The 5,394-nt window shown below is 36.0% G+C and carries 4 protein-coding genes and 2 pseudogenes; 3 read left to right on the top strand and 3 right to left on the bottom strand.

What is annotated here, in order from left to right:
* Window positions 1-61: 61 nt before the first annotated feature.
* Together ADA42_RS18130 and ADA42_RS14735 are read right to left on the bottom strand one after the other, a co-directional pair.
* Window positions 62-1,206 (bottom strand): IS3-like element ISAba14 family transposase gene (locus tag ADA42_RS18130; RefSeq protein WP_100833519.1). Its coding sequence is split into 2 segments (ribosomal slippage): window positions 62-942 and window positions 942-1,206, totalling 1,146 coding nucleotides; the frame shifts between segments, so codons are not numbered across the junction.
* Window positions 1,207-1,282: 76 nt separating this feature from the next.
* Window positions 1,283-3,049, bottom strand: a pseudogene (locus ADA42_RS14735) (heavy metal translocating P-type ATPase); the annotation flags it as partial.
* 278 nt (window positions 3,050-3,327) lie between these two features.
* On the opposite strand from ADA42_RS14735, the gene ADA42_RS14730 reads away from it, so the two are divergent.
* From ADA42_RS14730 to ADA42_RS14720, 3 genes are all read left to right on the top strand, one after another.
* Window positions 3,328-3,708, top strand: coding sequence for a copper resistance CopC family protein (locus tag ADA42_RS14730; protein WP_048765975.1), 381 nt, complete (start codon window positions 3,328-3,330; stop codon window positions 3,706-3,708).
* A gap of 67 nt (window positions 3,709-3,775) precedes the next feature.
* Entirely contained in the window at window positions 3,776-4,657 is an 882-nt protein-coding gene (locus tag ADA42_RS14725) for a copper resistance D family protein (protein WP_004942913.1), read from the top strand.
* A gap of 16 nt (window positions 4,658-4,673) precedes the next feature.
* Window positions 4,674-4,934, top strand: a complete 261-nt coding sequence (locus ADA42_RS14720) for a hypothetical protein (RefSeq protein ID WP_004942915.1) — start codon at window positions 4,674-4,676, stop codon at window positions 4,932-4,934.
* A 124-nt stretch (window positions 4,935-5,058) separates the two neighbouring features.
* Here ADA42_RS14720 and ADA42_RS18680 read toward each other — a convergent pair.
* A pseudogene (locus ADA42_RS18680) lies at window positions 5,059-5,394 on the bottom strand (hypothetical protein); the annotation flags it as partial.

The following is a 5,394-nucleotide window of genomic DNA, read 5'->3' as shown; positions in this document are numbered from 1 at the left end:
AGAGGTGGTCCCACATGTTTGAACAACTAAAAGCGTATTTATAAGTGATATTCCGCTCTAGTTAAGCCACCTTGTTTTGTTGGGGTAGCTGATCATAGTAAAACTCATTTGGTGTCATTTTGTCTAGACTCGAATGAGGTCGTTTCAGATTATAAAACTCAAAATATGCACTCAATTGCTTTTTCGCATCTGTGACACTGCTATAAGCTTTGAGATACACCTCTTCATATTTAACGCTCCGCCATAATCGTTCAACCATCACATTATCAACCCATCGACCTTTACCATCCATACTGATTTGAATGCCATTTGATTTCAATACATCAATAAATGCATCACTGGTAAACTGACTGCCTTGGTCTGTATTAAATATTTCAGGTCGACCATATTTTTCAATAGCTTCATTTAATGTTTCTATGCAAAATGTAACCTCCATACTAATCGATACTCTATGCGCTAGTACCTTGCGGCTATGCCAATCAATCACAGCACATAAATAAACAAAGCCTTTTGCCATAGGGATATACGTTATATCCGTAGACCACACTTGATTACTGCGCTGAATAGCCAATCCTTTGAGCAGATATGGATATTTGCGGTGAGCTTGATTAGCCTGGCTTAAATTTGGTTTGCAATATAACGCATTAATGCCCATTTTCTTCATTAAAGTACGTGTATGACGTCGTCCTATATGATGTCCTTGACGATTCAACAAATCACGCATCATACGGCTACCTGCAAAAGGGTATTGCATATGTAACTCATCCATACACCGCATCAGCTTCAGATCTGATGCACTCACAGGTTTTGGGCGATAGTAATAACAACCACGGGAGACTTTCAGCAGCTGAGCTTGCTTAGATACTGAAATCTGAAGTGAGTCATCGATTAACTTTTGTGGTTGAAGCGGCCCAGTTTCTTCAACACACCTTCTAAAAAATCAATTTCTAATGCCTGCTCACCGATTTTTGCATGTAGTTTTTTTAGATCGATGGGTGGTTCTGTTGGAGCTTTTGATTGATCGAAAGCTTGCGAGGAAGCTGAAATCAGTTGATTTTTCCAGTCGATAATTTGGTTTTGATGAACATCAAATTCAGCACTCAATTCAGCAAGTGTTTTTTCTGCTTTAATCGCAGCAAGTGCTACCTTAGCTTTAAAATCATTTGAATGATTTCTTCTTGGTCTACGTGCCATAAAATACTCCATATATTGATGTTTATAACATCATTTGGGGAGCAAAATATCACTTATAAGTGTTGTTCAAATTTCCTGATCCACCTCTCATAACACTTGCACCTTCAGCTCTTAACTTCTCAGCATCATTGATAAATGCATCAACAGATATACCAAGTTGTTCCATTAATGCGGTATTACCTAGAGATAACTGATGTCCATTTAACTCACCCTTAACGCCAATACCAGACCCTGACTCAAAAGATGTCGGTTTCGTTAGTGCAAGATCTCTTTCCCGGGCAGCACGTACAATTGCATCGGCTAAAGGATGTTCACTACCTTGATCTAAACTGGCAGCTAATCGAAGAATTTCATTTTCTTCATACCCTGAAACAGCAATAACCTTATCAAAGGATGGCTTACCTTCTGTTAAAGTACCTGTCTTATCAATAATTAACGTATCAATCTTCCGTAAATTTTCTATAGCTGCAGCATCACGAAAAAGTACACCATTTGATGCACCACGACCGGTTGCCACCATGATTGACATAGGCGTCGCTAATCCTAAAGCACATGGGCAAGCAATAATTAAAACTGCGACAGCATTGATTAGTCCATAAACCCAACTCGGCTCTGGTCCGAATATTCCCCAACCCAAAAATGTAAGTATAGAAATACCAATAACCACCATAACAAACCATCCTGCTACCTGATCTGCCATTCTTTGCATTGGAGCTTTAGAACGTTGAGCTTGCGACACCATTTGTACGATCTGAGAGAGTACAGTTGATGACCCAACCTTTTCTGAACGCATCACTAATGAACCATTCATATTCATAGTTGCGCCAATCACCTGGTCTCCCACACGTTTTGTAACTGGTACGGGTTCTCCAGTTAACATCGACTCATCAATAGAACTTGAACCTTCAGTAACTATTCCATCAACAGGTACCTTTTCACCTGGTCGTACTCTAAGCAAATCTCCAACGTGTACATGGGAAAGAGGAATATCTTCTTCTCTACCATCGTCATTTACTTTTCTGGCAGTTTTCGGCGCCAACCCAAGCAAAGATTTAATCGCGGCCGAAGTTTGCGAGCGAGCTTTTAACTCAAGCACTTGACCTAACAATGTTAGTGAAATGATAGCGTCAGTAGCTTCAAAATATACTGCAACACGTCCCATAGATATAAAAGAGTCAGGGAATACTTGCGGTGCCAAAGTTCCAACGAGACTGTATATAAATGCTGCACCGGTCCCAATCCCAATTAAAGTCCACATATTCGGACTACGATTTAAAATTGATTGCCAACATCTAACAAAAAATGGCCATCCCGCCCAAAAAACTATTGGCAAGGTAAGAAGAAGTTCAATCCAAGTTTGTACTTTAATTTCAAACCAGTTTAATTTATGACCAAACATCGCCAATGTTATTACGATAACGGTCAAAGGTAACGTGTACCAAAATCTTCTTTTAAAGTCCTTGAGTTCAGGATTTTCATCAGCCTCATCTAAATTTGGAAGTAAAGGCTCTAATGTCATACCACAAATTGGACAGTTTCCAGGTTGATTCTGTCGAATCTCCGGATGCATGGGACATGTATAAATTGTGGAAGTATTTACATGAGCTGAATTAGTAATTTCATTTAAATCTACTTCAGCTCTATTCATTGATTTTTTAGTTGGAGAAGATTTACCCTCTTCATTAATATAAAATAAAGGATCATTTTCAAACTTTAACTTGCATTTTTCACTGCAAAAGTAAAACGTTTTACTGTCAATTTTTTCATAGAATTTAGAAGCCTGCGTTACGGCCATTCCACAGACAGGGTCAATAAGTCTATTGCCGGTATTCTTATCTTCATGATGATGGTCCATAGAACCTCCTTCATATTAATTCTCAAAATAAAGAGCTCATTAGGATTAAACTAATTTTTCGTTATCCGGTCATTTAGTGACCATTATTTTCAATAAAGTCAGTGTAACACTTGTGTGTTTTCAATTTTAAAAATGACAAAAATGTAATTTTGGAGTCATCAAGACGTTTCTATCTGTCTTGAATAATAAGCATACGAAGAGTGATGACCAACTCAATCTATTCATGAACGTCAACGGGTCATTACTTAGCTATGTATCAGTTTTAGAAGGATGATGAAATGAAAATTTTCCAAAATAAAGTATCAGTTCTACGCAATGTATTAGTTGGTGCAACTATGGTTGTAGCTGCTTCAAGTGCGTTTGCACATGTAAAACTTGAAAGTGCAACACCTGCTATTAATGCTTCTGTAGCAAGTCAACCCCAAAACATAACTTTAAATTTTGGTGAAGAGGTTATGTTAATGAACGTCAAATTGCTTGATGCCCAACGTAAGGATATCCCATTAAATTATAAAATAACTCATGATATGAAAAAGTCATTTGAAGTGGCCGTACCTAAACTTAAGAAAGGTAAATATACCGTGGTATGGATCACAATGGGTGCAGATGGCCATAACATGAATGGCGAATATAATTTCACGCTTAAAGCAGCAAAATAAAAGAAAAACGAAATTAGTAAACATGCCAGCAATTTGCTGGCATGTTGCTATAACGATGGAGAAAAATATGCTTCCTGAAACTTGGATATACGCAACATGGCTGGCTAAAATCGTTTTATATTTAGGTATTGCATTTGTTGTTGGTGGCGCTTTCTGTTATTTCTTACTTGGTCGTTATGTAGAAATTAAACAGACTATTCTGAAGTACATAACTATTGGTGCAGGATTGGGTTTAATATCCAGTATTCTTAGCTTCTTCCTTCTCATTGGAAGTTTTGCCAATACAGGTCTTTCTGGCATGTGGGATAGCAACTACATAAACATTTTAATAAATACTCCCACAGGGCACGTTCATATTATTCGATCAATTAGTTTTGCTCTTCTACTTCTATTGATGATCATAAAACTTAGTAAAGGAACTACTCAGGTTTCAAAAATTGAAGGAGTAATATTTCTCATACTTTTAACACCTATTGTTTTTAGTTTTTCTCAACTTGGTCATGTTACAAATTTACCTTTATTCGCACAATTTTTATTATCAATCCATGTACTTGTAATGTCTTTATGGATGGGATCACTTTATCCTTTATGGAGAACAAGTAAAAAAATTACTGGTCTTCCCTTGAAAGAACGCATGCATCTGTTTGGAAGAATTGCTGCTTTTGTGGTAGGAATATTACTTGCATGTGGTGCCAGTATTGCTCTATTACTCATTAAAGATTTCAATATTTTACTGAATACTCCTTATGGGCATGGATTCATTATTAAAATAATATTTGTTTTAAGTATTTTATTATTGGCTGCCTTTAATAAATGGTATTTTACTCCTCGTTTACAGGATCCAAAATTTGCAAAACAATTGGGTTATGCCATTTTATTTGAAATGTCACTAGGTTTATCAATTCTTCTAATGACTGGGTATATTACAACAGTAGTCGGTATTGAGTAATAGGAGTAGCCAAGCAATGACTTCATGGATGAAAGTTAACTGTATCGTAATTATATCTCTTGTTGTAAATACTGTGAGTTGGGCAGAACCAGCATCAGCTAAACATATGCATGCGCTTGATGACAGTGAGCTGAGGGAAGTTTCGGATCATGACCACTCAGACGAGAGCTCACTTTCACATGCCCATCATGCAGATAAGAAAGAGGAACCACAAAATTTAAGTAAGGAAAATAATCAGCAAAATTTAAGACTAATACAAACGTCTTATCCAAAATAAATATGGATAAGTAGGCTTGATTTCGGGGATAGAAAGATTCTACTCCCTATCAATAACTAGTAATTAATTTTTTGATAAAGTTCTCAAATCTTCTTGTATCTAGCAAGACCTCTCGATAATGTATCTATGTTGATTCTTGGCTAATATCAAAAAAATTATTAATTTTAGGTATCCAAAAAATCTCATTCCTGAAACTAATCTCTAATCCATCTTCAATCTCATTGATCATATTTAGTTCTATTTGCTTAGAATGGGTAATCTCGAACTTATGAAAATACATTAAGCAATGTCTTACCCACAATAATAATTCAAATCTATTCTTGGTTAATTTACTTAACTTAATAATTTCTTTTTCTAATTTCTGATTTTTTATTGCTTTTATAAAGTTAGAATTCTTTATAAATGAAAAATTTAAATTAACCCGAATCGCGGATAAGCAATTGACTTGAAAAATAAGAGG

The organism is Acinetobacter sp. 243_ASPC (assembly GCF_001054715.1).
Lineage (GTDB): Bacteria > Pseudomonadota > Gammaproteobacteria > Pseudomonadales > Moraxellaceae > Acinetobacter > Acinetobacter soli.
The sequence above is the reverse complement of the archived record's forward strand: the minus strand, read 5'-3'. Positions and strand labels throughout refer to the sequence as shown.

Coding starts and splice junctions, on each gene's coding strand:
- ADA42_RS14730 (WP_048765975.1), top strand. CDS start 3,328: ATGAAAATTTTCCAAAATAAAGTATCAGTTCTACGCAATGTATTAGTT.
- ADA42_RS14725 (WP_004942913.1), top strand. CDS start 3,776: ATGCTTCCTGAAACTTGGATATACGCAACATGGCTGGCTAAAATCGTT.
- ADA42_RS14720 (WP_004942915.1), top strand. CDS start 4,674: ATGACTTCATGGATGAAAGTTAACTGTATCGTAATTATATCTCTTGTT.